Origin of the sequence: Trabulsiella odontotermitis (assembly GCF_030053895.1) — a bacterium.
In the GTDB taxonomy this organism is placed as follows: domain Bacteria; phylum Pseudomonadota; class Gammaproteobacteria; order Enterobacterales; family Enterobacteriaceae; genus Trabulsiella; species Trabulsiella odontotermitis_C.
Map to the genome: position 1 here is coordinate 2773134 of NZ_CP125781.1, position 23801 is coordinate 2796934.

Here is a 23801-nt window from a genome sequence, read left to right on the forward strand (position 1 = left end):
TCGCCACTGGCCAGGATTTACGAGGTGCGCAATGAGCGCGACTGCAACGACCACGCCACATACTAAAATTCCAGAGTGGGTCAATCGCCTGCGTTCCAATCCCCGGATCCCCTTGATGGTGGCAAGTGCCGCTGCGGTCGCTATCGTCGTCGCACTGGTACTGTGGGCAAAAAGCCCGGACTACCGCACCCTGTTTTCGAATCTGTCTGACCAGGATGGCGGCGCGATCGTCACCCAGTTGCAGCAGATGAACGTCCCCTATCGTTTCGCCGACAATGGCGGCGCGATTGAAGTCCCGTCCGATAAAGTACACGAGCTGCGTCTGCGTCTCGCGCAACAGGGGCTGCCGAAAGGCGGCGCGGTCGGTTTTGAACTGCTGGATCAGGAAAAATTCGGCATCAGCCAGTTCAGTGAGCAGGTGAACTACCAGCGTGCGCTGGAAGGCGAACTGGCCCGCACGATTGAAACCCTCGGCCCGGTGAAAGGCGCGCGCGTGCACCTCGCCATGCCGAAACCGTCGCTGTTTGTCCGTGAACAGAAGTCCCCTTCTGCTTCCGTCACCCTTAACCTTGAAACCGGGCGTGCGCTGGATGAAGGGCAGATTGCCGCCGTGGTGCACCTCGTCTCCAGCGCCGTCGCTGGGTTGCCGCCGGGTAACGTGACGCTGGTCGATCAGGGCGGACACCTGCTGACGCAATCCAACACCGGCGAACGCGACCTCAACGACGCGCAACTGAAATATGCCGCCGATGTTGAAAGCCGCATACAGCGCCGCATTGAAGCCATCCTTTCCCCGGTAGTCGGCAACGGTAATGTCCATGCGCAGGTCACCGCGCAGATCGATTTCGACAACAAAGAACAGACCGAAGAGCAGTATCGTCCGAACGGCGATGCCAGCCAGGCGGTATTACGTTCACGTCAGGTGAATGAGAGCGAACAGATTGGCAGCCCGTATCCGGGCGGCGTGCCGGGTGCGCTCTCCAACTCGCCGGCCCCGGCGCCGACCGCGCCGCTGTCAACGCCACCAGCGAACCAACAGAACGCTCAGAACAACACGCAGCGGACGGAAAACAACGGCCCGCGCAATACCCAGCGTAACGAAACCAGCAACTACGAAGTTGACCGCACCATCCGCCATACCAAAAAGAACATTGGCGATATCCAGCGTCTCTCCGTTGCTGTGGTGGTGAACTATCGCAACCTGCCGGACGGCAAACCCCTGCCGTTAACCGCAGAGCAACTGAAACAAATTGAAGATCTGACCCGCGAAGCCATGGGCTTTACCGATACGCGCGGCGATACCCTGAACGTGGTGAACTCACCGTTCAACAGCACGGACGACACCGGCGGCGAACTGCCGTTCTGGAAACAGCAGATGTTTATCGATCAGCTGATGTCTGCCGGTCGCTGGCTGCTGGTGGCGCTGGTCGCGTGGCTGCTGTGGCGCAAAGCCATCCGTCCGCAGATCCTTCGTCGTCAGGAAGAGATCAAACTGGCGCAGGAAGAAGCCCGACTTCGTCAGGAAACGGAAGACGCGGTGGAAGTTACCCTCAGCAAAGACGAAGTGGTACAGCAGCGTCGTGCTAACCAGCGTCTGGGCGCTGAGGTGATGAGCCAGCGTATTCGCGAAATGTCAGATAACGATCCGCGCGTTGTGGCGCTGGTCATTCGCCAGTGGATGAGTAACGAACATGAGTAACAATCTTACAGGAATCGATAAAAGCGTCATCCTGCTGATGACCATTGGCGAAGACCGCGCGGCGGAGGTATTCAAACACCTCTCCACCCGTGAAGTACAAACGCTCAGTTCGGCCATGGCCAACGTGCGTCAGATTTCCAACAAACAGCTTACCGAAGTGCTGGCAGAGTTTGAGCAGGAAGCCGAACAGTTCGCCGCGCTGAACGTCAACGCCAACGAATACCTGCGTTCGGTGCTGGTCAAGGCGCTTGGCGAAGAGCGTGCCGCCAGCCTGCTGGAAGATATTCTCGAAACCCGAGAAAGCACCAGCGGTATCGAAACGCTCAACTTTATGGAGCCGCAGAGCGCCGCCGACCTTATTCGCGACGAGCACCCACAGATCATCGCTACTATCCTTGTGCACCTCAAGCGTGCGCAGGCCGCCGATATTCTGGCGCTGTTCGACGAGCGTATGCGTCATGACGTGATGCTGCGTATCGCCACCTTTGGCGGCGTCCAGCCAGCGGCGCTGGCGGAACTAACCGAAGTGCTCAACAACCTGCTCGACGGTACCAACCTCAAACGCAGCAAAATGGGCGGCGTGAGAACGGCGGCGGAAATTATCAACCTGATGAAAACGCAGCAGGAAGAAGCGGTTATCACCGCCGTGCGCGAATTCGACGGCGAGCTGGCGCAGAAAATTATCGACGAAATGTTCCTGTTCGAAAACCTGGTCGACGTCGACGACCGCAGCGTCCAGCGCCTGCTGCAGGAAGTGGATTCCGAATCGCTGCTTATCGCGCTCAAAGGCGCCGAACAGCCGCTGCGCGAGAAATTCCTGCGCAACATGTCGCAGCGTGCTGCCGACATACTGCGCGACGACCTGGCCAACCGTGGCCCGGTACGTATGTCTCAGGTCGAGAACGAACAGAAGGCAATTCTGCTGATTGTCCGCCGTCTGGCGGAAACCGGCGAGATGGTGATCGGCAGCGGAGACGATACCTATGTCTGATACCACGCCGTGGAAGGTCTGGCTGCCTGACGATCTGGCGCCCCCGCTCCATGAGTTTATCCCTGAGATAAATGAGCCGGAACTGGAAAGCGAAGGGTTTGAAGAAGAAGCGTTAAGCGAGGAGCAGAAGCTCCAGCAACAGCTGGCGCAGATGCATATGCAGGCGCATGAGCAGGGCTATGCCGCCGGTCTGAAAGAAGGTCGCACTGCTGGTCACGAACAAGGGTATCAGGAAGGTTTGTCACAGGGGCTTGAACAGGGTCTGAAGCAGGCGCAACAACAACAGGCGCCGATCCACGCCCGCATGCAACAACTGGTGAGCGAGTTCCAGCACACGCTGGACGCGCTTGACAGCGTCATCGCCTCGCGGCTGATGCAGATGGCGCTGGAGGCGGCGCGTCAGGTGATTGGCCAGACGCCAACCGTCGACAACTCGGCGCTGATTAAGCAGATCCAGTTGCTGCTGCAACAGGAGCCGCTGTTCAGCGGCAAGCCGCAATTGCGCGTTCACCCGGATGATTTACAGCGCGTGGAAGAGATGCTCGGCGCCACCCTCAGCCTGCACGGCTGGCGTTTGCGCGGCGACCCTACGTTGCACCACGGTGGCTGCAAAGTCTCGGCGGATGAAGGCGATCTCGATGCCAGCGTGGCGACGCGCTGGCAGGAGTTGTGCCGTCTTGCCGCCCCTGGAGCCTGCTGATGACTGCCCGACTGACGCGCTGGCTGAACACGCTGGATAATTTCGAGGCCAAAATCGCCCAGCTTCCGGCGGTGCGGCGTTATGGTCGCCTGACCCGCGCCACCGGTCTGGTGCTGGAGGCGACAGGTCTGCAATTACCACTCGGCGCGACCTGCATCATCGAACGCCAGGATGGCAACGAGACACAGGAAGTGGAAAGCGAAGTGGTCGGTTTTAACGGTCATCGCCTTTTTTTGATGCCCCTGGAAGAAGTGGAAGGGATTTTGCCCGGCGCGCGCGTATATGCCCGCAGCATGACGGGTGAAGGTTTGCAAAGCGGCAAACAGTTGCCGTTGGGGCCGGCGCTGCTCGGTCGGGTGCTGGATGGCAGTGGCAGACCACTGGACGGCCTGCCCGCACCGGATACCACCGAAACCGGCGCGCTGATTACGCCGCCATTTAACCCGTTGCAGCGTACGGCCATCGAGCACGTGCTCGACACTGGCGTACGTCCGATTAACGCCCTGCTCACCGTCGGCCGCGGTCAGCGTATGGGGCTGTTTGCCGGTTCCGGGGTCGGGAAAAGCGTCCTGCTCGGCATGATGGCGCGTTACACCCAGGCGGATGTGATTGTCGTCGGGCTTATCGGCGAACGTGGCCGTGAAGTAAAAGATTTTATTGAAAATATTCTCGGTGCCGATGGTCGCGCCCGTTCCGTGGTGGTTGCCGCCCCGGCTGACGTGTCGCCGCTGCTGCGTATGCAGGGCGCTGCCTATGCCACCCGTATCGCCGAAGATTTTCGTGATCGCGGGCAGCACGTTTTGCTGATCATGGACTCCCTCACCCGCTACGCGATGGCGCAGCGTGAAATCGCCCTGGCGATCGGTGAGCCGCCAGCCACCAAAGGTTATCCGCCGTCGGTGTTTGCCAAACTGCCGGCGCTGGTAGAGCGCGCGGGTAACGGCATCAGCGGCGGGGGCTCGATCACCGCATTTTATACGGTGCTGACTGAAGGGGATGACCAGCAGGATCCGATTGCCGACTCGGCACGCGCTATTCTGGATGGTCATATCGTGCTTTCCCGGCGTCTGGCCGAAGCCGGGCACTACCCGGCCATTGATATTGAAGCGTCGATCAGTCGTGCGATGACCGCGCTGATTACTGAGCAACACTACGCACGGGTTCGTCATTTTAAACAGCTGCTCTCCAGTTTCCAGCGCAACCGCGATCTGGTGAGCGTCGGGGCCTATGCCAAAGGCAGCGACCCGATACTGGACAAAGCCATTACGCTCTGGCCACAGCTGGAAGCCTTTTTACAGCAAGGTATTTTTGAACGCGCAGGATGGGAAGATTCGCTACAGGCGCTGGAATTGATATTCCCGTCAGCGTGATGAAGCAGGAGGACAGCAGTTATGGCGGAACATGGTGCATTAACGACGCTAAAAGAGCTGGCCGAAAAGGATGTCGAAAATGCGGCGCAACGCCTGGGTGAGATGCGACGCGGCTGCCAGCAGGCAGAAGAACAACTGAAGATGCTGATGGATTATCAACTGGAATATCAACACAACCTCGCCGGGGATATGTCCCGCGGGATGGGCAGTCTGCGCTGGCAAAATTACCAGCAGTTTATCGACACGCTGGAAAAAGCCATCGACCAGCACCGACAACAGCTGGCGCAGTGGACACAGAAAGTGGATCAGGCGCTGAATTTCTGGCGCGAGAAAAAGCAGCGTTTGCAGGCATGGCAGACGCTACAGGACAGACAGGCCGCCGCCGCACAGATGGCGGAAAACCGTCTCGATCAGAAAAAGATGGACGAATTCGCTCAACGCGCAACCTTAAGGAAACCCGAATGATTACGTTGCCGAAACTTATCCTTAGCGATACCGATGCCGCCGCGGGTCAAACGGCGAAATTTTCTGGTGATGCGCAGGATTTTCTCTCACTGCTGGCGGGTGCGCTCAGCGGTAAAGGTACTGGCGAAGGCAAAACCGCGCTGACGCTGGCTGATCTGCAAAATGTCGCTGCCGGGTTGCCGAAAGGCGATATTAAAACCAGCGCGCAAAAACTGAGCCAGCTGTTGAATCAGCAGGACGACGCAGCGACGCTGACTGACCCGAACACGCTGTCGGACGCGCAGGCGCTGCTGACTTCCCTCACCTCACGCCTGACAGGTGTTGATGCGTCACAGGCTGTCGCCCGGACCAGCAACAGCAAAGACGCCCTGAAAAACCCGGCCGACACCACCACACTCAGCGACGACGAACTGGCAAGCCTCAGCGCGCTGATGGCGATGCTGCCGCAGGCGCAGACTGTTACGGCGCCGCACGCCGTGACCGCGAATGCCGCCACGTCTGGCGCGTCAGTGTCAGGGCTGGCAACGGCGACCGCCGCCCGCGCGGGCGCTGACAACGCGCTGCCTGGAATGACGACGAAAGGCAATGCGAAAGAACCGGCGCAGGCCGCGAAAGGCGCTGAGAACGCTGCGTTTGCGCAGACCACGCCGCTGGCCGCCAGCGCCACCGTGCATGCCGAGGCCGACAGTACGCTTACCACCACCGCATCCACCACGCCACTGGCCCCCGTAATGAGCCATACCACCGCACAGCCGGCGGCAGTGCCGTCTGCCGCCGCGGCGACGGTAAACGCTCCGCTCGGCAGCCCGGACTGGCAGCAGTCGGTGAGCCAGCACATTACGATGTTCACCCGTCAGGGCCAGCAGACCGCTGAACTGCGTCTGCACCCGGAAGAGCTTGGCCAGGTGCATATCACCCTCAAGATGGACGATAACCAGGCGCAGTTGCAGATGGTGTCGCCGCACAGCCACGTTCGCGCCGCGCTGGAAGCTGCACTGCCGGTTCTGCGCACACAACTGGCTGACAACGGCATTCAACTGGGGCAGAGCAGCATCAGCAGTGAAAGCTCCAGTGGACAACAGCAACAGCAGTCTTTCGCACAGCAACAGCACGCGTCGGGTTCTTCCGGCAATGGCGGGCTGCAGGCGGAGAATGACGAGGCCGTACTCGCGCCCGCCAGTCTGCAATCCCTCTCGCGGGGCAACGGCGCTGTCGACATCTTCGCCTAACGCCAGAGGTAGCGTGATTATTCCCGTCTTTTCCGCGCTTTGACCGACGCGCGAGACGGGATAATCAACCGATAAGCTGTAAACAGGATGACCGTAACAGATGACAGACTCTGCTCTCAGTAAAAAACGTAAGCGCTCGATCTGGGTCCCGCTGCTGGTGCTGGTGACGCTCGCCGCCTGCGCTACCGCGGGCTATAGTTACTGGCGTATGCAGCAGCAACCTACCCCGGTAGCCGCTAACCAACCACCGCCGCCTCCGGCGCCGGTGTTCTATGCTCTTGATACCTTTACGGTAAACCTGGGGGATGCTGACCGCGTTCTGTACGTCGGTATCACGCTGCGTCTTGGAGACGAAGCGACCCGCTTGCGCCTTAGCGAATATTTGCCAGAAGTACGCAGCCGTCTGTTGCTGCTCTTCTCACGCCAGAACGCCAATGAACTTGCCACCGACGTCGGCAAGCAGAAACTGGTCGAGGCGATTAAGAGCACGCTGTCTCAGCCGCTGGTTGCGGGTCAACCCAAGCAGGAAGTGACTGACGTTCTGTACACAGCATTCATTCTGCGGTAATCACATGGGCGATAGCATTCTTTCTCAGGCCGAAATCGACGCACTGCTTAACGGTGACAGCGATCAATCCGATGAGCCGCAAGCGGGCCATCTGGGCGATACCGATATTCGTCCTTACGATCCGAATACCCAGCGTCGCGTGGTGCGTGAACGCCTGCAGGCGCTGGAAATTATTAACGAGCGTTTTGCCCGTCAGTTCCGTATGGGGCTGTTCAACCTGCTGCGCCGTAGCCCGGATATTACCGTCGGGGCGATTCGTATTCAGCCCTATCATGAGTTTGCCCGTAACCTTCCGGTGCCGACGAACCTGAACCTGATCCACCTGAAGCCGTTGCGCGGCACCGGGCTGTTTGTGTTTTCACCGAGCCTGGTGTTCATTGCGGTCGATAACCTGTTTGGCGGCGATGGTCGTTTCCCGACGAAAGTGGAAGGCCGCGAATTTACCCATACCGAACAGCGGGTCATCAACCGTATGCTGAAACTGGCGCTGGAAGCCTACAGCGACGCGTGGAAAGCCATCAACCCGCTGGACGTTGAATACGTGCGTTCCGAAATGCAGGTGAAGTTTACCAATATCACCACCTCCCCGAACGACATTGTAGTTAATACGCCGTTCCATGTTGAAATCGGCAACCTGACCGGGGAGTTCAATATTTGCCTGCCGTTCAGCATGATCGAGCCGCTACGCGAAGTGCTGGTTAACCCGCCGCTGGAAAACTCCCGCAGCGAAGACCAGAACTGGCGTGAGAATCTGGTGCGCCAGGTGCAGCATTCGGAACTGGAACTGGTCGCCAATTTTGCTGATATCTCCATGCGATTGTCGCAAATTCTGAAGCTCCAACCCGGCGACGTGCTGCCCATTGATAAGCCCGATCGCATTATTGCCCATGTCGACGGTGTACCGGTGTTGACCAGCCAGTATGGCACGCTCAACGGTCAATACGCGCTACGCGTAGAGCATTTGATAAACCCGATACTGAATTCGCTGAATGAGGAACAGCCCAAATGAGTGATATTAATAACCCGTCCGACGAAAACAGCGGAGAAGTGGACGATCTGTGGGCTGAGGCGTTAAACGAGCAGAAAACCACGACGGGTAAAAACGCCGCTGACGCGGTATTCCAGCAACTGGGCGGCGGCGATGCCAGCGGCACATTGCAGGATATCGATTTGATCATGGATATACCGGTGAAATTAACCGTGGAGCTGGGCCGCACCCGAATGACCATTAAAGAGCTGCTGCGTCTGACGCAGGGTTCCGTGGTATCGCTGGATGGTCTGGCGGGTGAACCACTGGATATTCTGATTAATGGCTACCTGATTGCCCAGGGTGAAGTGGTCGTCGTTGCCGACAAATACGGCGTGCGTATTACTGACATCATTACGCCGTCCGAGCGGATGCGCCGTCTGAGCCGTTAAGATGAAAACCCAGGCTACCGTTACTCAGCCAACCGTTAATAGCACATCGCCGCTGATGCAGGTCAGCGGCGCCTTGCTGGGCGTAATCCTGTTGATTCTCGCTGCCGCCTGGCTGGTGAAACGCGTCGGTTTCGGCGGCATTAAACCAGTGGGATCGCGTAGCCTGAAAGTCAGCGCCAGCACCGCCCTTGGCCCGCGCGAACGCGTGGTGATTGTGAATGTGGATGATGCCCGCCTGGTGCTCGGTGTAACCGCAAGCCAGGTCACCCTGCTGCACACATTGCCTCCCGCCCCCGCGGAGAGTGAAGAACAGAAAGCGGCGGCTCCCGATTTCTCCTCGATGATGAAGAACATAATGAAGCGTTCCGGGAGATCCTGATGCGCCGTGTATTACGCCTTTCACTGCTGGCGCTGTGGTTGTTGTCCCCTGCCGCCTTTGCCCAGTTACCGGGACTTGTCAGTCAGCCATTACCCAACGGCGGCCAGAGCTGGTCGCTGCCGGTTCAGACGCTGGTATTCATCACCTCACTGACTTTTATTCCGGCCATTCTGCTGATGATGACCAGCTTTACCCGCATCATCATCGTCTTTGGTCTGCTGCGAAACGCGCTCGGTACGCCGTCCGCGCCACCAAACCAGGTACTGCTTGGGCTGGCGCTGTTTCTCACCTTTTTTATTATGTCACCAGTGATCGACAAAATTTATGTCGACGCTTACCAGCCATTTAGCGAAAACAAAATTTCGATGGAGCAGGCGCTGGATAAAGGCGCGCAACCGCTGCGCGAATTTATGCTGCGCCAGACCCGGGAAGCCGATCTGGCGCTGTTCGCCCGTTTGTCCAATACCGCGCCGTTGCAAGGACCGGAAGCGGTGCCAATGCGCATTTTGCTACCGGCGTATGTCACCAGCGAACTGAAAACCGCCTTTCAGATCGGTTTCACCATTTTCATTCCGTTTCTGATTATCGACCTGGTGATCGCCAGCGTATTAATGGCGCTCGGGATGATGATGGTGCCTCCCGCCACCATCGCCCTGCCCTTTAAGCTCATGCTCTTCGTGCTGGTCGATGGCTGGCAGTTGCTGATCGGTTCTCTGGCGCAAAGTTTTTACAGTTAAGGAGCCCGACAATGACACCCGAATCAGTCATGATGATGGGCACGGAAGCGATGAAAATAGCGCTGACGCTAGGAGCGCCGTTATTGTTGGTCGCGCTCATCACCGGTCTGCTGATCAGTATTCTGCAGGCCGCCACGCAGATTAACGAAATGACGCTGTCGTTCATTCCGAAAATCATCGCGGTGTTTATCGCCATTATCGTCGCCGGACCGTGGATGCTGAACCTGCTGATTGACTATGTGCGTACACTGTTCACCAATCTGCCCTATATCATTGGGTAACCCGCCATGTTGCAGGTGAGTAGCGATCAGTGGCTGCACTGGCTAAGCCTCTACTTCTGGCCGATGCTGCGCGTGCTGGCGCTGATTTCTACTGCTCCCATTCTTAGCGAAAGAGCCGTCCCCAAACGGATTAAGCTGGGGCTGGGTTTTATCATTACGTTTATTATCGCGCCGACGCTGCCGCCGACCGACGTCACCCTGTTTTCCCCCAATGCGCTGTGGCTGGCGATGCAACAGGTGATGATTGGCGTGGCGCTGGGATTCACCATGCAGTTTGCGTTTGCCGCCGTGCGGTATGCGGGGGAAGTGATCGGTCTGCAGATGGGCCTGTCATTCGCCACCTTCGTCGATCCGAGCAGCAACCTGAACATGCCAGTGCTGGCGCGTATCGTCGACATGCTCGCCATGCTGCTGTTCCTGGTGTTTAACGGCCACCTGTGGCTGCTGTCGCTGCTGGTGGATACCTTCCATACGTTGCCCATCGGCGGCGAACCTATCAACAGCAACGCGTTCATGGCGCTTTCCCGTGCCGGGGGGCTTATCTTCCTCAATGGACTGATGCTGGCGCTGCCCATCATTACACTGCTGCTGACCATCAACTTTGCATTAGGCATGCTTAACCGAATGGCACCTCAGCTTTCAGTGTTCGTGATCGGCTTTCCGATTACGCTCACCGTCGGGATTTTGTTGATGTCGGCACTGATGCCATTGATTGCTCCTTTCTGCGAACACTTATTTAGTGAGATTTTTGACCTACTTGCGGATATTATTAGTGAGTTGCCGAAAATAAATTCCCCCTGACAGTTGTATTGTTACTCTAAGGAAATTCTTAAAATAAAACTTTAAAAACATCTTCCAGGATATATCTGGTGCGGCTTATTTGTTTTTAAGCAGTTCACAGAACATAACATTTACTTTACTTTGAGATGATTCCTGGCAAATTATAAGACACTTTACGGGATAGTTGAGGTCGCCTGTTTGCCTTCGCCTGCTCTTTTAAACTTTAAATTCAGGCCGTTTGGCAGTGGTAAGGTGATGGGTTAATTATCGTTACACATTGAGTGAGGGTATGCCATGTCAACGATTATTATGGATCTATGCAGTTACACCCGGCTTGGATTGACCGGGTACCTGGCAAGTCGGGGGGTGAAAAAGCGTGATATCTGCGATGTCGACAACGTCGACTTACTCGCCAAAGTCTGTGACGCACGTCAGCCGTCTGTCGTGTTCATTAATGAAGATTGCTTCATCCACGACCCGGGAAGCAGTCAGCTGATCAAGCAGATCATTAATCAACATCCCAGGACACTGTTCATTGTATTCATGGCAATAGCAAATATTCATTTCGATGAGTATTTACTGGTCCGGAAAAATTTGCTTATTAGTTCTAAATCAATAAAACCGGAATCATTGGATGATATTTTAGGCGATCTGCTGAAAACAGAAGAAGATAGCGTTACGCATATTAATCTGCCAACACTGTCATTAAGCCGCACAGAATCCAGTATGTTAAAAATGTGGATGTCGGGACAAGGAACGATCCAGATTTCAGATCAGATGAATATTAAAGCTAAAACCGTATCATCACATAAAGGTAATATTAAAAAGAAAATAAAAACGCATAATAAACAGGTTATCTATCATGTTGTTCGACTGACCGATAACGTGACCTCAGGCATTTACGTCAATATGCGTTGATCCTGACAAACTGGCGGCAGGGGCCGCCGTTTGTCAGATACCTCAATACCCTACTCTACCTTCTCGACAAAAATGCCGTCCGCATGACCGAGTTCATTAAAGAACCAGATGCCTAACGGATAATCTTCCAGTGATACCAGATACATCGTCCCTTCGCTGAACGTTTCAATCGCCAGCACTACGCCTGGACGTCGCGGACCGCCATCCGTCTTCACCGTCACCCGGTCATTCACCTGCATACATGTCATCTCCTGATTGCTTTTGTGCAGTGTAGAACAAATCAGAATGCCTGACAGCGTCTGCGGGCGTGAATGATGATTTTATCGACGTCTATACTTACTGGGGTAGCCGCATGTGTTGAGAGGTAAGTTAATGAAAACCGCCAAAGAGTACAGTGACACCGCCAAACGCGAGGTGAACGTTGACGTTGATGCCTTGCTGGCGGCCATTAATGAGATCAGTGAAAGCGAAGTGCACCGGTGTGCCGATGACCCACATCACGTCAGCGTTGATGGGCGCGAGTATCACACCTGGCGTGAACTGGCCGAAGCTTTTGAGCTGGATGTGCATGATTTCAGCGTGTCTGAGGTCAATCGCTAGCCAGCTTTAGCTGAAAAAAATCCCGACGCCAGTGTGGGTCGGGATGAAAACTTGCGACTGCAAGAAGCACTTGAAAATTCGTTACACCAGGAAATCTGATGCGATGGAAACATTATCCGCAATTATTTTGCGAGACAAGGATTATTCTTAAGGGAAATAATTGAAATCGCCTGATTTTTACTCAGACTCTTCAGCAATCCCGCGCGCCGACTGGTATTTAAGGGATCGGTTCCAGGCGGATTATTTTACCGTTGTGCGAATTTTTAGGATTATTCTTAGCTCATAAAGCAAATCAGGCTAAAAAGGGTTATCGTTTATAACGAACCCGCGTCTGTCGCGCACACCCGGTTTCGCCCGTCCTGTTTCGCCTGATACAAACGGCGATCGGCCACAGACTGCAGCAGTTCAAAATCATACTGGCCGTTTTCATCGCTGCTGCTGACCCCCAGCGACGCGCTGATGCGCATCGTCGTTCCTTTCCCCACCAGGATTTCACGCACGTTGATGCGATCCCGGATACGCTCGGCAATCTCCAGTGCCGTTTCGCGGGACGCTCCTGGCAGCACTACGCAGAACTCTTCACCGCCAACACGCCCGGCGATGTCAGTATCGCGGATTTTACTGCTGATGAGACTGGCAGCATGCGAGAGCACCCGATCGCCCGCCTGATGGCCGAATTCGTCGTTGATGCGTTTAAAGTGGTCGAGGTCAATCTGAATGACCGAGATCGGCTGTTGCTTCAGTTTGCATGCTTCGACCGCATCAAACGCACGCTCAAACAGCGCGCCACGGTTATAGAGCCGGGTCAGCGCATCGTACCAGGCTCGCCATTGCAGCGACTCCTGTAGCCCCGCCATGTTGGCGACCATCCGGCGGATCACCCACCAGGCAATGAGCAGCATGAAAGTAAACAGCATCCATACCAGCGCCAGCGCGATGGTGATGGTGCCAAAGTCGCCGCGCACGCCTTCATGCAGGCGGTGAATACGCAACAGCACGCCGTCAAAATTACGCAGTTTTTCCCAGCTGATATAACTGGTCATCAGTCGTAGTCCACCACGATTATCATAACCAAAATCATTGGCCAGCTGCGCCTCTTCCCGCACCGTCAGACGCAACGGATAGTCGTTGGCGCCTGCCGATGTTGCAATCAGATTCATGCGGCTGTCGTAGAGCTGGTATTCACCCTCTTTCTCCCCTTCCACCGCACTCACTCATCAAAACGTCTTCATCTCGCTGACGGAAAAATCCATCGCCAGCACGCCAAACCAGTAATGATCGACGTCGATGGGCACGGAGGCCGTGACTAACTGGGCTTCTGTTGCGATGCTGTCGGTTTCCTGGATAGTATTCCAGCGAATGCCTCGTGCCGGGTTGTTACGCTGCGACTGCATGGCAAACCACGGACTGGTCACCAGCCCGTAATAGGTGGAAATAATGGCCTGCGGATTCTGTTCCGGATCGCTTGAAAGAAAAAAGCCCCCGCGCGACACGTACAGCATACGCTCCGCCAGGCGCTGCGTAGTGTGAGACAGCCGCAGCAGATAGCCCAGCTCCAGCGTGGCGGTGATTTCATTTTCCAGCAGCGAATTTTCACGGGTGAGAATGGACGTTTTATTGACGAAATCATCAGATACACCGTACACCGGCAGCGTGCGGCGCTTATCGAGCACGATATTCCATTCAGGCGCGTAGCGCTTCTGTTCGAAGTCGCCTCGCGCGTTGTCGAGCACTTCAAACGCCAGCGGCGTGCTGATGGCGGACTGGACGCCATTGCGGAAAAAAAGCAGCCGATCGACATTAAACTGAAGCTGCGCATCCATTTCATGCGCTACGTTTTCGAGGTTATTGCGCTGGCTTGAGATGTAGGCATCTTCAAGCACGACAATCTCACGCCAGGTCAGTAGCGTTGAGAAGAAAAGTACAATGATGAAACAAAAATTGACCACCCGTCCCGGATTTTTACGGCGACTGAGCATTTTCAGCCACGACGGTTTCTCCACGGATGTTTCACGGTGCACACGAACCCCTGATTGTCCCGCCAGGACACAGTCAGATTAACCAGTAAAACGCCCGGCGAAATCGCCGGGCGTTGTTGTTACGCCTCGTCCCTACCCCGACCGTCGCCGGGTATCAGTTCGTCCTCACGGAAAGCTTCCCGCTTCACGCCGAAACCGTCATACCAGCGACACTCCACCATTCCGCTGGAATAGCCGGTAACGACCATACGCGGCCCGCCACTTTTAGGCTTAACTTCATCACTGACCAAAAAGACCATCATTGCCTCCTGTATCAGGGTGAAACTTTTTCACCTTAGACGAAGTTCGCCCGTTTTGCATAATGACAGACCGATTTTTACCCTTGTGACGGACGTAAACGACTCACTACATTCACCACCGCCAGCACCACCGCACCGACGATAAAGCCCAGCACGAGGTTAAACAGTGTTGGCAGCAACCATTGCACCGCACTCGCCTGTTCGGCGGTGAAGTGTTCAATGGCGTGATGCAGTGGCGCCAGCCCGTGGACAATAATCCCGCCGCCAACCAAAAACATTGCCAGCGTTCCCACGATGGAAAGCGATTTCATCAGCCACGGCGCGATAAACAACAGGCTCTTGCCCAACGCCTGCGCCAGCACGCTGGTTTTAGCCGCCAGCCAGTAACCCATGTCATCCAGCTTGACAATGACGCCCACCAGACCATACACGCCAATGGTCACCAGAATGGCGATCCCTGACAGGATCAGCACCTGATTGAGCAATGGCGAATCGGCGACGATGCCGAGCGTAATCGCCACAATCTCTGCCGAAAGGATAAAATCGGTGCGGATCGCCCCTTTGATTTTATCGTGTTCGACCACGCGCATATCCTGATTCGCCAGCGCCTCAAGACGCTGCTGGCGCGCCTGTTCATCATTCTGATGCTTACGGGCATGCAGGGTATGCACCACTTTTTCCACCCCTTCATAGCAGAGAAAAGCCCCGCCGATCATCAACAACGGGGTGATAGCCCAGGGCAAAAAGGCGCTGATCAGTAGCGCCAGCGGCACCAGGATCACCTTGTTAACAAAAGAGCCTTTGGCAACGCCCCAGACCACCGGCAGCTCACGGTTTGCCCGCACGCCGGAGACCTGCTGCGCATTGAGCGATAAATCATCCCCCAGTACGCCTGCCGTTTTCTTTGCCGCCAGTTTGCCCATCACCGAGATGTCATCCAGCAGCGTCGCAATATCATCCAGAAGTGTTAAAAGACTTGAACCCGCCAAAATCGTATTCCTTTGTTTTTTGGTATGTACGGATAAAGTATGAAGTAAAATTCCGCACCTGCATATAGACCTTGCTGTCAACAAAATTAATACATTGTTGTGACAACTAAAGCTCTCGCCAGCCCGGTCGTTTTGACGTTTACTATAAGCCACCTTTCTATTTTGCCGTGAGGAAGTATGCGCGTCCGACAGTTACTGCCGCTCCTGGGATCGCTTTTTGCGCTCTACATCATCTGGGGATCCACTTATTTTGCTATCAGTATCGGCGTGGAAAGCTGGCCGCCGTTCATGATGGCGGGCGTTCGTTTTCTCTGTGCCGGTGTTTTACTGTTAGGTTTTCTGCTGGCGACCGGACATAAGCTTCCGGCGCGCCGCCCGCTGCTGAATGCCGCGCTGATTGGCGTGTTGCTGCTGGCGGTGGGTAATGGTTTTGTGACGGTCGCTGAGCACCAGCATGTGCCGTCAGGGATCGCCGCGGTGATGGTAGCCACCGTGCCGTTGTTCACCCTCTGCTTTAGCCGCTTCTTCGGTATCGCCACCCGCAAGCTCGAGTGGCTGGGCATCGCCATTGGTCTCGCCGGGATTGTGCTGCTTAACAGCGGCGGCAATCTGAGCGGCAACCCGTGGGGTGCGATCCTGATTCTGATCGGTTCCGTCAGTTGGGCGTTTGGCTCGGTGTACGGTTCACGTATTGAACTGCCAGTGGGCATGATGGCGGGCGCGATTGAGATGCTGGCGGCAGGAATCGTGCTGATGTGCGCGTCGCTCATGACCGGCGAGAAACTGACCGTCATGCCGTCGATGTCCGGTTTTCTGGCGGTGGGTTATCTGTCGCTGTTTGGTTCAATTATCGCCATTAATGCGTATATGTACCTGATCCGTAACGTCTCCCCGGCGATCGCCACCAGCTACGCGTACGTGAACCCGGTGGTTGCCGTTCTGCTGGGCACCGGCTTTGGCGGCGAGCATCTTTCTCAGATTGAATGGCTGGCGCTGGCGGTGATTATTTTCGCCGTGGTGCTGGTGACGCTGGGTAAATATCTGATGCCGGGTCGCCCGGAGGTTACGCCCTGCGAAGTGAAGAAGTAATGCCGTGAGTGTCGATCTGCGCAGCGGTGCCGCCGCCGCAGATCCACTCTTCCAGCCGCGCGGTTAAGGCGTCGTCGCTGAGTTTTTTCCGCCCCCGCAGCGCGCATTCCCACACCACCAGCACCCGCCAGCCCTGCTCGATCAGCAACGCGATATCACGCTCGTCACGAGTTACGTTTTTACCGATTTTCTCCAGCCAGAAATCGGTACGGGTTGCGGGCACTTTAAATAAGTAGCAGTCGTGGTGATGCCAGAAACAGCCGTGGGTGAAAATGACGCACTGATAGTCAGCGACCACAAAATCAGGCCGCCCCGGCAGTGACGCGTCCTGAACGGTATACGCAAACCCGGCAGACGCCAGCAGCAACGCGAGCCGTTTTTCGATAGCCGTATCCCGCGTACCGATGGCGCGCATGTTTTTGCTGCGGGTGGCTTTATCGTGAACGTCCGCCACGTTTTGCCTCTTTTTCCCGCAGTGCCACGGCCTGCAAAATGCGCGACTCCAGCATTTTCGCCACCGCCGCGAAAGCCGGCACCACCACCGAATTACCAAACTGCCGGTAAGCCTGGGTGTCCGATACCGGAATGCGGAACTGATATCCCTGCGGCGATTCAAAACCCATCAGGCGGGCGCATTCACGTGGCGTCAGACGACGCGGGCGGCGCTGCTGATTTTGCGGATCATCAAAATACTGTTCGCCGAGCGGTTTATCCCAACCGCGATCCACCAGGATTTCGGCGCCATCTTTGTAGTAACGGGCAGACAGCGTTCGCGCCACGCTGTGTGGATTGGTGGGGTCAACCATGCCGAAACCAAACCCGTTGCCGCGCGCCTGATGCTTTTTCGCGTAGCGATAGAGGTATTTCCACAGCACGGGCGTCAGAATGAATTTGGCGTCGACCGTTGGCTCAAGCAATTCACCAAAGGTCGGACGGCGCGACGGATAAAACGCGGGGATATCGCGCAGAGTGAACCCCTGCTGCAGATGTAAATCGCGACGAAAACCAACCAGCACGATGCGCTCCCGGTGCTGCGGTAAGAAGTGCTGCCCGTCGATAATCTTCGGATCGTCCGGCCCCATCTCGGCAGCATCCGCGACGTCATAACCGAGCTCATCAAGCGTCTGCATGATAATGCGGAAAGTTTTGCCTTTATCATGGCTCTTCAGGTTCTTGACGTTTTCCAGCACGAAGATCGCCGGTCTGCGGGCGTCAATAATGCGCACCACATCGAAAAATAATGTTCCCTGCGTATCACAGGCAAACCCGTGGGCACGCCCGAGGGCGTTTTTCTTCGAGACACCCGCCAGCGAAAACGGCTGACAGGGAAAACCGGCCAGCAACACATCATGTTCGGGAATGACCGCGCGGATATGCTCTGCGGCAGCAACATCAGTGATGTCCGGGCGATGGCTGAGGGTGACATCGCGGATGTCTTCATTAAATTGATGCTGAACGGGGTCGCAGTACCAGTTCGCTTTGTAAGTGCGAACCGCGTGTTTGTTCCATTCGCTGGTGAAAATGCACTGGCCGCCGATGGCTTCAAACCCGTTGCGAATGCCGCCAATGCCAGCGAAGAGATCGACAAAGCGGAACGCGTAATGCGGATGGTGCTGCGGCGGTTTTGGCAGCAGTGCGGAGAGCCGTGTGCATTCAGTTTCACTCAGCCGCTTGTCCGCCCGCGCCATCTCCACCACGCGTTTGAGGATCGCGGGACTCCAGTGCTGTTCCCCCACCGCATTAAGCTGCGCAACCAGGGTTTTGACATCATAAATGCTCATCAACCGGGTCAGGAGCGCATTGGGATCCACCGCGTTCGCTTCAGCGGTTGGCGATGTCGGGACGTTGAACGAGATGTTTTCCTGCATGGGCGTAACCGGACAAGACAAAGTTGGACAGAGAGTATCACAAAAATGCGCGACCAGTCGCCGCGCCGGACGTGTTGCTACTCTTCGGTTTGTTGCGGACGGGTAACCCAGGCAATGTAGCCGAGAATAACCCCGACAAGACTCAGCATCATGAAGCCCAGCAGCGCCCCCAGCCATTTTCCGACGGTAGATCCCAGTTCGCCATCAAGCGTCGCGCCGGGAAAGGCATGTACCTGGCTTATCACCCAAAAATAACGCGCCATCGCCCAGACAAAATAGCCGCAGAAGGCATAGAAAACCCACAATGCCAGTTTGCCGCCAGGGCCGCGTTTTACTCGTTCTTCCATATTGGGTTCTCACCTCTTGTCCTGTCGATGATGTTCTACGTGATAACGTGTCCGCAATTGTGATTGTCGTCACAGTATAGCGGGTAATTCGGGAGGCGATAGTATTTTGCCAGTGGCTTTGCAGGTCGGTAAGCGTGCCAGGCCTCTCGTTTCTGCCTTCCATTTATTATTTTGGTGTATTTATTTGCGTTATTAATAGCCCATCCAAATAATTAAATCATCCGGTTGCGGACTTTTATTTTTACATATTTCGTGTCATTATCTCTTCGTTATTAGCCTTAGTTGTTTTACACTGCCCTCGTTATAACTTCCTGATTAATACTTTACCCAACCTCCCCGTTGGGTATTTTTTTTGCCCGGTTTCCACACATAATAGCAATCGATTATTCATGAGTTTCTATAACGCCATTCAATTCATTAAAAATCAACAAGATAAATAAATCTCATTTAAACATTCATTATATTTATATCGCTCCATTTAGAAACATTTTGCAATATTACAAATAATTTAATTACATTTTTCCCTTAAATTAAAATGAACTATATGGCTAGTATTCCCCCTGTAATCCATGACGGCATTACAAATATTCACGTCAATTATAATCCGAAGGGAATATATAATGAAAAGAAAAGTTCTGGCAATTATTGTGCCTGCCTTATTAATGGCTGGCGCTGCAAATGCGGCTGAGATGTATAATAAAGACGGCAATAAAGTTGACCTGTACGGCAAAGTGGATGCGCGCCATACGTTTTCCGATAACACGGGTGACGACGGTGATGAAACTTACGTCCAGATCGGTTTTAAAGGTGAAACCCAGATTACCGACCAGCTTACCGGCTATGGCCAGTGGGAATACAAAACCTACGCCAATGACACCGAAGATGCCGGTGACACATCCTTTAACCGCCTGGCGTTCGCGGGCCTGAAGTTCGGCAATTACGGCTCTTTTGATTATGGCCGTAACTATGGCGCGGTGTACGACATTGAAAGCTGGACCGATATGTTGCCTGTCTTCGGTGGCGATTCCTACACCTGGACTGACAACTTCATGGTTGGCCGCGCCAACGGTGTGGCAACCTACCGCAACGCAGACTTCTTCGGTCTGGTCGATGGCCTGAACTTCGCGCTGCAGTACCAGGGCAATAACGAAGGTTCCAATGCTAGTGAAGATCAGGAAGGCACCAAGAACCGTGGCGGTTCAGAAGCTCGTTACGATAACGGCGACGGCTACGCGCTGTCCACCACTTATAACTTTGACTTTGGTCTGAGCCTGGGTGCGGCATACTCCGCTTCAGACCGTACCAATGATCAGGTAAATGCGGGCAGGGCTAATTCCTACTATGGCAGCAAAAACGCTGGCGGCGAAAACGCTGAAGTCTGGACGTTTGGCGCGAAGTATGACGCGAACGACATCTATCTGGCGATGATGTATGCCGAAACCCGCAACATGACGCCGTACGGTGATGCTGAAACCGGTGGTATTGCCAATAAAACGCAGAACTTTGAAGCGGTTGCGCAGTACCAGTTCGACTTCGGTCTGCGTCCGTCACTGGCGTGGGTCTACTCGAAAGGGAAAGATCTCGGCGGCAACGACTACAACACAGGTAATGGCTACGACTATGTAGACCAGGATCTGGTGAACTACATTGAAGTCGGTGCGTACTACAACTTCAACAAAAACTTCACTGCCTACGTTGATTACAAAATCAACCTGCTGGATGAAGATGATAACTTCTATTCCGACAACGGCATCTCCACTGATGACGTCGTCGGCGTAGGCATGGTTTATCAGTTCTGATGTTAAAAAACCGGGGAAGCCACTTCCCCGGTCTTGTTTTAGCCCGAAGACGTGATGCGTCACCGGGACCACCATTGAGGCCCGAACCCAGTTACATAACTATGAATAATGGCTAAGCTTTTCCACTTATTAACTAACAGAACACAAACCGCTTTATTCATTTTCCTGCTATTCATTACCATTTAAATCATTTCCTTTCTCTCTCTCCTGTGACCATGATTTTTGGCTGAGAAACATCTTTCTGGGGATCTAACATGAATAAAAGAAACAGGATATTGGCCTGGACGCTGGCTTTTTCCACCTTCGGCGGAGTAAGCCTTCCGGCACTTGCGGAAGGGAATATTAGTATTGCGCAGCAATTTGGTATCGGTTATTTAATTCTTGATGTGGTACGTGACCAGCATCTTATCGAAAAAGAGGGGAAAAAAGAGGGGCTGGATATCAAGGTTGAGTGGCGCACCATTTCCGGGGCAACCGGGATGAATGAAGCGCTGCTTTCTGGCGCACTGGACGTTGCGTCAGCAGGCGTTCCCCCTTTACTGACATTATGGGATCGCACCAAAGGTCAGCAAAATGTGAAAGCCATCGCCTCGCTGGGTTCGATGCCCAATTATTTATTGAGTAATAACCCGGCGGTAAAAAGTATTAAAGATCTGACCGAAAAAGACAGAATTGCCGTTCCGGCAGCCGGGGTCGGTTTTCAGTCCCGGACATTACAAATCGAGACGGCGAAATTATATGGCGACAAAGACTTCAAGCGCTTCGATAATATTAGTGTCAGCTTACCGCACCCGGATGCCAGTGCAGCATTAATTGCCGGTGGTTCGGAAATTACTACCCATTTTTCCAGCCCACCGTTTCAGTATCAGGCCCTTGAACACAGTAATGTGCATAAAGTGCTCAGCTCCTATGATGTGCTGGGTGGACAGGCGACTTTTAATGTTCTCTATACCACGCAGAAATTCCATGATGAAAACCCGAAAACCTATAAAGCGTTTTATCGCGCACTTAGCGAAGCCACGAATATCATAAACCGTGACAAAAATGCGGCGGCCGAAACGTATATCCGCGTCGAGAAATCACGACTGCCCTTACCGCTGGTACAAAAAATTGTCAACGATCCGGAAATCAGCTTTACGATTTCCCCTGAGCGTACCGGCGTATATGCGGAAAAACTCCATGAGCTTGGCGTACTGAAAAATAAAGCTGACTCCTGGAAGGATTATTTCTTTAACGAAGCATGGGAAAACCCAGGCAGTTAAACCGTAATACCGGAGGCTCAGATGGTCACTCAGCACCCCGACGGCCCGCTGCTGCAGGTCCGTAATGTCGATATTGAATACCGTACTCGTGAACGGCAAGTGCGCGCGACGCATGATGTCAGTTTTGAGGTCTGGCCGGGTGACCGCTTTATTCTGCTTGGGCCGTCAGGCTGCGGGAAATCGAGTCTGTTGAAAGCCACTGGCGGTTTTCTCACCCCACGCAGTGGTCAAATTTCACTTGCAGGTACGACGGTTAGTGCTCCCGGCCCGGAACGGATGATGGTATTCCAGGAGTTCGATCAATTACCGCCATGGAAAACGGTGCTGGAAAACGTCATGTTTCCGTTGCTGGCCAGCCGGAAAGCCAGTCGTTCACAGGCAAAAGAGGCGGCGCTGCATTTCCTTCACAAAGTGGGTCTGGCGGATTTTGCCGATGTCATGCCCCATATGCTCTCCGGTGGAATGAAGCAACGTGTCGCCATCGCGCGTGCGCTGGCAATGAAACCACGCATCCTGCTGATGGACGAACCTTTTGCGGCGCTGGATGCGCTGACCCGACGGACAATGCAGGAGGAGCTGCTTGCTCTCTGGGAAGAAGAGCACTTTACCCTGCTGTTCGTCACTCACTCAATTGAAGAGGCACTGGTGGTAGGCAACCGTATCCTGGTGCTCTCACCGCACCCAGGACGTGTCAGGGCAGAACTTAATTGCCATCAGTTCACACTGAATGATTTTGGCAGCGAGGCGTTCCAGCACGCCGCTCGTCATATTCACCATCTGTTATTCCCGACTCTCGGGAATACCCCGTCTCATTCATCCGGCGAGGAGCCAGATTATGTCCCGGTTACCGTACATTCGTCCTGAATTCGAACACGAATTACCGCCACTGCGAAATCTGCCGGTGGAAACACCGCTGCCCTTAAGTCAGCGCTTGTGGAATCAGACATGGCTGCGCAAGTGTCTGATTGTGGCCCTGGTACTGGTGCTCTGGGAGATAGCCGCACGGATGCAGCAAAACGACCTGATGTTACCTGGCGTACTTCAGACGCTGCAGGCGTTCAGCGAAGACATGCGCAATGGTGAACTGCCTGAAAAAATCATCAATTCACTCAGCACACTATTGAAAGGATATCTGGCAGGCAGCGCGCTGGCATTGATTGCCAGCGCACTGGCAGTAACCACACAGTTTGGCCGCGATCTGCTCAGCACAATAACCGCTATGCTGAATCCACTACCTGCCATTGCTTTGCTACCACTGGCTCTGCTGTGGTTTGGGTTGGGGAATGCCAGCCTGATATTTGTACTGATTCATTCCGTGATGTGGCCAGTCTCGCTGAATACCTGGTCTGGCTTTAGCAGTGTGCCAGAAACGCTACGCATGGCGGGACGCAACTACGGCCTCAGCGGACCTCGCTATGTCATCCTGATCCTCATTCCGGCATCGTTACCCGCCATCCTTTCCGGTCTCAAGATCGGTTGGGCTTTTGCCTGGAGAACGCTGATCGCTGCTGAACTGGTATTTGGCGCATCCAGCGGCGAGGGAGGCCTGGGCTGGTATATATTCCAGAATCGCAATGAGTTGTTCACTGACCGGGTATTTGCCGGACTGTTAACCGTCATCGTGATCGGCCTGTTGGCCGAAGGCGTGATATTCGCCAGTCTGGAAAAGATCACTGTGAAGCGCTGGGGAATGCAGCGGTAATTCTGTCTCCTCCAGTGGAGGCAACATTCTGGTTTAACGGTTCTGGGAATTACGGGAGGTCATCACGAGTAAGGCCGATATCCTTCAGTTGTTCATCGCTCAACTTTTTTAGCGCAAGGTGTGATTTCCGGCGTAATTGTACTCTTTGAAGATATTTGATAATGCAAAGGGAAAAGGAGATAGTATTCGATATTGTTTTATATAATAAATATTTAATAAAACAATAACCGCGCTTTCTTTTGCAGTCCATTTTAGATGCCTGTTAATCAATTTAAAATAAACTGACAATATTTATTGTATTGTCAGTTTAAATATCGAGCTCATATGGAAT

General features: G+C 54.4%; 27 protein-coding genes and 1 pseudogene. 20 read left to right on the forward strand and 8 right to left on the reverse strand.

Annotation, left to right across the window (positions count from 1 at the left end):
• The first annotated feature begins 31 nt into the window (after positions 1-31).
• From fliF to rcsA, 14 genes are all read left to right on the forward strand, one after another.
• Positions 32-1699, forward strand: coding sequence for a flagellar basal-body MS-ring/collar protein FliF (fliF, locus tag QMG90_RS13315; RefSeq protein ID WP_283280123.1), 1668 nt, complete (start codon positions 32-34; stop codon positions 1697-1699).
• Positions 1692-2690, forward strand: a complete 999-nt coding sequence (gene fliG, locus QMG90_RS13320) for a flagellar motor switch protein FliG (RefSeq protein ID WP_054180721.1) — start codon at positions 1692-1694, stop codon at positions 2688-2690. The genes fliF and fliG overlap by 8 nt, the downstream gene beginning before the upstream one ends.
• The gene (fliH, locus tag QMG90_RS13325) at positions 2683-3390 is read left to right on the forward strand and encodes a flagellar assembly protein FliH (protein WP_283280124.1); all 708 of its coding nucleotides are present in this window, start codon (positions 2683-2685) and stop codon (positions 3388-3390) included. The genes fliG and fliH overlap by 8 nt, the downstream gene beginning before the upstream one ends.
• Positions 3390-4760, forward strand: a complete 1371-nt coding sequence (gene fliI / locus QMG90_RS13330) for a flagellar protein export ATPase FliI (protein ID WP_283280125.1) — start codon at positions 3390-3392, stop codon at positions 4758-4760. Before fliH ends, fliI begins: the two co-directional genes overlap by 1 nt.
• A 21-nt stretch (positions 4761-4781) precedes the next feature.
• A complete protein-coding gene (gene fliJ, locus QMG90_RS13335; protein ID WP_283280126.1) occupies positions 4782-5225 on the forward strand; it encodes a flagellar export protein FliJ in 444 nt (147 codons plus the stop codon).
• Positions 5222-6454 carry a flagellar hook length control protein FliK gene (gene fliK, locus QMG90_RS13340; RefSeq protein ID WP_283280128.1) on the forward strand — a complete coding sequence of 411 codons (1233 nt, stop codon included), beginning with the start codon at positions 5222-5224 and terminating at the stop codon, positions 6452-6454. Before fliJ ends, fliK begins: the two co-directional genes overlap by 4 nt.
• 100 nt (positions 6455-6554) lie before the next feature.
• Positions 6555-7022: a flagellar basal body-associated protein FliL gene (gene fliL, locus QMG90_RS13345; protein WP_038153246.1), complete on the forward strand. Its 468-nt coding sequence runs from the start codon at positions 6555-6557 to the stop codon at positions 7020-7022.
• A 4-nt stretch (positions 7023-7026) separates the two neighbouring features.
• Positions 7027-8031, forward strand: a complete 1005-nt coding sequence (gene fliM / locus QMG90_RS13350; protein ID WP_038153243.1) for a flagellar motor switch protein FliM — start codon at positions 7027-7029, stop codon at positions 8029-8031.
• Positions 8028-8441, forward strand: coding sequence for a flagellar motor switch protein FliN (fliN, locus tag QMG90_RS13355; RefSeq protein ID WP_283280130.1), 414 nt, complete (start codon positions 8028-8030; stop codon positions 8439-8441). The genes fliM and fliN overlap by 4 nt, the downstream gene beginning before the upstream one ends.
• 1 nt (position 8442) lies before the next feature.
• Positions 8443-8820, forward strand: a complete 378-nt coding sequence (fliO, locus tag QMG90_RS13360) for a flagellar biosynthetic protein FliO (protein WP_283280131.1) — start codon at positions 8443-8445, stop codon at positions 8818-8820.
• Entirely contained in the window at positions 8820-9557 is a 738-nt protein-coding gene (gene fliP / locus QMG90_RS13365) for a flagellar type III secretion system pore protein FliP (protein WP_283280133.1), read from the forward strand. Before fliO ends, fliP begins: the two co-directional genes overlap by 1 nt.
• Positions 9558-9568: 11 nt before the next feature.
• Positions 9569-9838, forward strand: a complete 270-nt coding sequence (fliQ, locus tag QMG90_RS13370) for a flagellar biosynthesis protein FliQ (RefSeq protein WP_283280134.1) — start codon at positions 9569-9571, stop codon at positions 9836-9838.
• Positions 9839-9844: 6 nt separating this feature from the next.
• On the forward strand, positions 9845-10639 hold the full coding sequence (gene fliR, locus QMG90_RS13375) for a flagellar biosynthetic protein FliR (RefSeq protein WP_283280135.1): 795 nt from the start codon (positions 9845-9847) through the stop codon (positions 10637-10639).
• 273 nt (positions 10640-10912) lie between these two features.
• Complete coding sequence (gene rcsA, locus QMG90_RS13380; RefSeq protein WP_283280136.1) at positions 10913-11536, forward strand: transcriptional regulator RcsA; 624 nt, start codon at positions 10913-10915, stop codon at positions 11534-11536.
• Positions 11537-11586: 50 nt separating this feature from the next.
• On the opposite strand, the gene dsrB is transcribed toward rcsA, so the two are convergent.
• A complete protein-coding gene (gene dsrB / locus QMG90_RS13385; RefSeq protein WP_054180733.1) occupies positions 11587-11775 on the reverse strand; it encodes a protein DsrB in 189 nt (62 codons plus the stop codon).
• 133 nt (positions 11776-11908) lie between these two features.
• Between dsrB and yodD the strand changes: the two genes are divergently transcribed.
• Positions 11909-12136: a YodD family peroxide/acid resistance protein gene (gene yodD / locus QMG90_RS13390; protein ID WP_038153224.1), complete on the forward strand. Its 228-nt coding sequence runs from the start codon at positions 11909-11911 to the stop codon at positions 12134-12136.
• A gap of 314 nt (positions 12137-12450) precedes the next feature.
• Here the strand turns inward: yodD and dgcQ are convergent.
• The 3 genes and pseudogenes from dgcQ to QMG90_RS13405 form a co-directional block, all read right to left on the reverse strand.
• Positions 12451-14139: pseudogene (gene dgcQ / locus QMG90_RS13395) on the reverse strand (cellulose biosynthesis regulator diguanylate cyclase DgcQ).
• Positions 14140-14234: 95 nt separating this feature from the next.
• On the reverse strand, positions 14235-14414 hold the full coding sequence (locus QMG90_RS13400; protein WP_283283961.1) for a YodC family protein: 180 nt from the start codon (positions 14412-14414) through the stop codon (positions 14235-14237).
• A gap of 77 nt (positions 14415-14491) precedes the next feature.
• On the reverse strand, positions 14492-15403 hold the full coding sequence (locus QMG90_RS13405; RefSeq protein WP_283280138.1) for a DUF808 family protein: 912 nt from the start codon (positions 15401-15403) through the stop codon (positions 14492-14494).
• Between the two features lie 177 nt (positions 15404-15580).
• Between QMG90_RS13405 and yedA the strand changes: the two genes are divergently transcribed.
• On the forward strand, positions 15581-16492 hold the full coding sequence (gene yedA, locus QMG90_RS13410) for a drug/metabolite exporter YedA (RefSeq protein ID WP_283280140.1): 912 nt from the start codon (positions 15581-15583) through the stop codon (positions 16490-16492).
• Here yedA and QMG90_RS13415 read toward each other — a convergent pair.
• The 3 genes from QMG90_RS13415 to drpB form a co-directional block, all read right to left on the reverse strand.
• Positions 16467-16946 (reverse strand): very short patch repair endonuclease, encoded by a 480-nt coding sequence (locus tag QMG90_RS13415; protein ID WP_283280142.1) that lies wholly within the window; start codon positions 16944-16946, stop codon positions 16467-16469. The two genes, yedA and QMG90_RS13415, sit on opposite strands and share 26 nt — an antisense overlap.
• Positions 16927-18360, reverse strand: a complete 1434-nt coding sequence (locus QMG90_RS13420; RefSeq protein WP_430381662.1) for a DNA cytosine methyltransferase — start codon at positions 18358-18360, stop codon at positions 16927-16929. The genes QMG90_RS13415 and QMG90_RS13420 overlap by 20 nt, the downstream gene beginning before the upstream one ends.
• 77 nt (positions 18361-18437) lie before the next feature.
• Positions 18438-18707 (reverse strand): cell division protein DrpB, encoded by a 270-nt coding sequence (gene drpB / locus QMG90_RS13425; RefSeq protein WP_283280143.1) that lies wholly within the window; start codon positions 18705-18707, stop codon positions 18438-18440.
• A gap of 620 nt (positions 18708-19327) precedes the next feature.
• Here drpB and ompC point away from each other — a divergent pair.
• The 4 genes from ompC to QMG90_RS13445 all read left to right on the forward strand — a co-directional run bounded on the left by ompC (position 19328) and on the right by QMG90_RS13445 (position 23470).
• The gene (gene ompC, locus QMG90_RS13430) at positions 19328-20506 is read left to right on the forward strand and encodes a porin OmpC (RefSeq protein ID WP_283280144.1); all 1179 of its coding nucleotides are present in this window, start codon (positions 19328-19330) and stop codon (positions 20504-20506) included.
• 254 nt (positions 20507-20760) lie between these two features.
• Positions 20761-21768, forward strand: coding sequence for an ABC transporter substrate-binding protein (locus QMG90_RS13435; RefSeq protein ID WP_283280145.1), 1008 nt, complete (start codon positions 20761-20763; stop codon positions 21766-21768).
• Between the two features lie 21 nt (positions 21769-21789).
• Positions 21790-22632 carry an ABC transporter ATP-binding protein gene (locus tag QMG90_RS13440; protein WP_283280147.1) on the forward strand — a complete coding sequence of 281 codons (843 nt, stop codon included), beginning with the start codon at positions 21790-21792 and terminating at the stop codon, positions 22630-22632.
• On the forward strand, positions 22604-23470 hold the full coding sequence (locus QMG90_RS13445; RefSeq protein WP_283280148.1) for an ABC transporter permease: 867 nt from the start codon (positions 22604-22606) through the stop codon (positions 23468-23470). The genes QMG90_RS13440 and QMG90_RS13445 overlap by 29 nt, the downstream gene beginning before the upstream one ends.
• Before the next feature lie 49 nt (positions 23471-23519).
• On the opposite strand, the gene QMG90_RS13450 is transcribed toward QMG90_RS13445, so the two are convergent.
• Positions 23520-23720, reverse strand: coding sequence for a DUF1127 domain-containing protein (locus QMG90_RS13450; protein WP_283280149.1), 201 nt, complete (start codon positions 23718-23720; stop codon positions 23520-23522).
• Positions 23721-23801: the final 81 nt, after the last annotated feature.

Excerpts from the sequence above, each read along its gene's own strand:
- fliK (WP_283280128.1), top strand. The coding sequence starts at position 5,222 with ATGATTACGTTGCCGAAACTTATCCTTAGCGATACCGATGCCGCCGCG.
- QMG90_RS13440 (WP_283280147.1), top strand. The coding sequence starts at position 21,790 with ATGGTCACTCAGCACCCCGACGGCCCGCTGCTGCAGGTCCGTAATGTC.
- QMG90_RS13445 (WP_283280148.1), top strand. The coding sequence starts at position 22,604 with ATGTCCCGGTTACCGTACATTCGTCCTGAATTCGAACACGAATTACCG.
- fliJ (WP_283280126.1), top strand. The coding sequence starts at position 4,782 with ATGGCGGAACATGGTGCATTAACGACGCTAAAAGAGCTGGCCGAAAAG.
- drpB (WP_283280143.1), bottom strand. The coding sequence starts at position 18,707 with ATGGAAGAACGAGTAAAACGCGGCCCTGGCGGCAAACTGGCATTGTGG.
- QMG90_RS13420 (WP_430381662.1), bottom strand. The coding sequence starts at position 18,360 with ATGCAGGAAAACATCTCGTTCAACGTCCCGACATCGCCAACCGCTGAA.
- fliN (WP_283280130.1), top strand. The coding sequence starts at position 8,028 with ATGAGTGATATTAATAACCCGTCCGACGAAAACAGCGGAGAAGTGGAC.
- ompC (WP_283280144.1), top strand. The coding sequence starts at position 19,328 with ATGAAAAGAAAAGTTCTGGCAATTATTGTGCCTGCCTTATTAATGGCT.
- rcsA (WP_283280136.1), top strand. The coding sequence starts at position 10,913 with ATGTCAACGATTATTATGGATCTATGCAGTTACACCCGGCTTGGATTG.
- fliI (WP_283280125.1), top strand. The coding sequence starts at position 3,390 with ATGACTGCCCGACTGACGCGCTGGCTGAACACGCTGGATAATTTCGAG.
- fliM (WP_038153243.1), top strand. The coding sequence starts at position 7,027 with ATGGGCGATAGCATTCTTTCTCAGGCCGAAATCGACGCACTGCTTAAC.
- QMG90_RS13435 (WP_283280145.1), top strand. The coding sequence starts at position 20,761 with ATGAATAAAAGAAACAGGATATTGGCCTGGACGCTGGCTTTTTCCACC.
- fliQ (WP_283280134.1), top strand. The coding sequence starts at position 9,569 with ATGACACCCGAATCAGTCATGATGATGGGCACGGAAGCGATGAAAATA.
- fliG (WP_054180721.1), top strand. The coding sequence starts at position 1,692 with ATGAGTAACAATCTTACAGGAATCGATAAAAGCGTCATCCTGCTGATG.
- fliH (WP_283280124.1), top strand. The coding sequence starts at position 2,683 with ATGTCTGATACCACGCCGTGGAAGGTCTGGCTGCCTGACGATCTGGCG.
- fliP (WP_283280133.1), top strand. The coding sequence starts at position 8,820 with ATGCGCCGTGTATTACGCCTTTCACTGCTGGCGCTGTGGTTGTTGTCC.
- fliF (WP_283280123.1), top strand. The coding sequence starts at position 32 with ATGAGCGCGACTGCAACGACCACGCCACATACTAAAATTCCAGAGTGG.
- yodD (WP_038153224.1), top strand. The coding sequence starts at position 11,909 with ATGAAAACCGCCAAAGAGTACAGTGACACCGCCAAACGCGAGGTGAAC.
- fliL (WP_038153246.1), top strand. The coding sequence starts at position 6,555 with ATGACAGACTCTGCTCTCAGTAAAAAACGTAAGCGCTCGATCTGGGTC.
- QMG90_RS13450 (WP_283280149.1), bottom strand. The coding sequence starts at position 23,720 with ATGGACTGCAAAAGAAAGCGCGGTTATTGTTTTATTAAATATTTATTA.
- fliR (WP_283280135.1), top strand. The coding sequence starts at position 9,845 with ATGTTGCAGGTGAGTAGCGATCAGTGGCTGCACTGGCTAAGCCTCTAC.
- QMG90_RS13400 (WP_283283961.1), bottom strand. The coding sequence starts at position 14,414 with ATGGTCTTTTTGGTCAGTGATGAAGTTAAGCCTAAAAGTGGCGGGCCG.
- dsrB (WP_054180733.1), bottom strand. The coding sequence starts at position 11,775 with ATGCAGGTGAATGACCGGGTGACGGTGAAGACGGATGGCGGTCCGCGA.
- yedA (WP_283280140.1), top strand. The coding sequence starts at position 15,581 with ATGCGCGTCCGACAGTTACTGCCGCTCCTGGGATCGCTTTTTGCGCTC.
- fliO (WP_283280131.1), top strand. The coding sequence starts at position 8,443 with ATGAAAACCCAGGCTACCGTTACTCAGCCAACCGTTAATAGCACATCG.